The organism is Streptococcus infantis, assembly GCF_047460405.1.
Taxonomy (GTDB): Bacteria; Bacillota; Bacilli; order Lactobacillales; family Streptococcaceae; genus Streptococcus; species Streptococcus infantis_Q.
The window spans coordinates 1-1,329 of sequence record NZ_JASHGH010000044.1; the positions used below are offsets into that span (position 1 = coordinate 1).

Sequence of the window (1,329 nt, forward strand, 5' to 3'; positions counted from 1 at the left end):
GCACACCAGGAATCACAGTAGATAAAGATGGTAAAGTCACTGTAACCATTCCATCAGATAAGACTCCAGGTGAAGAAGTAACAGGAAAAGTTCTCGTAAGATACCCAGATGGATCAGAAGAAGAAGTCCCTGTAAAAGTAACAGTAACTAATCGTGATAAAGATGATTACACACCTAAGTATGACGATGGAAGTGGCAAACCAGGAACATCAGTAGAGATTCCAGTAAAAGAAGCGAACGGTAAGAAAATTCCAGATGGAACAACTTACACAAGTGGCACACCAGGAATCACAGTAGATAAAGATGGTAAAGTCACAGTAACCATTCCATCAGATAAGACTCCAGGTGAAGAAGTAACAGGAAAAGTTCTCGTAAGATACCCAGATGGATCAGAAGAAGAAGTACCTGTAAAAGTAACAGTAACTAATCAAGATAAAGATGAGTACACACCTAAGTATGATGATGGAAGTGGCAAACCAGGAACATCAGTAGAGATTCCAGTAAGTGAAGCGAACGGTAAGAAGATTCCAGATGGAACAACTTACACAAGTGGCACACCAGGAATCACAGTAGATAAAGATGGTAAAGTCACTGTAACTATTCCATCAGATAAGACTCCAGGTGAAGAAGTAACAGGAAAAGTTCTCGTAAGATACCCAGATGGATCAGAAGAAGAAGTACCTGTAAAAGTAACAGTAACATCACCAGAAACACCAGAAACTGAAAAACCAGTTGCGATTGAAATCACACGTAAACCAAATGGTGATGCGATTGTAACGCCTAAGAAACCAGATGGAAAACCATACCTACCAGGAACTACGGTAGAAATTCCAAGTAAAGATAAAGATGGAAACCCAACTACAATCACAGTCACAATTGGCGACAATGGTTCAGGTGAAGTACCAAATGACAACCTTCCTAAGACAGATGTCCCAGGTAAAGGTAAAGTAACAGAACCGAATAAGAAACCATCACAACCAGTGGATGTAACAACACCAGCTCGTAAGACACCAACAGTAGATGTTGAACAAGATCCTAAGACAGGTGACGTTACAGTAACACCTAAGAAACCAGATGGTTCAACATTCCCACCAGGAACTAAGGTAGAAATCCCAGGTAAAGATGGAAACCCAATCACAGTAACAATCGGTGAAGACGGTAAAGGTAAAGTACCAAACAGTGAATTACCAGACGGTAAAGTACCAGGTACAGGTAAGATTACAGAACCAGGTAAACCAGCTGTTGAAGTTCCAGTAACAACACCAGGTAAGGTAACACCAAATACCCCAACAACTGAAACACCAAGTGAGATTGAAATCACACGCAAAC

1 protein-coding gene is annotated in these 1,329 nt (G+C 40.7%); it reads left to right on the forward strand.

Annotated elements, in window-relative coordinates:
• The coding region (locus QM928_RS09850) for a YPDG domain-containing protein (protein ID WP_414322005.1) at positions 1 to 1,329 on the forward strand (1,329 nt) is incomplete at both ends.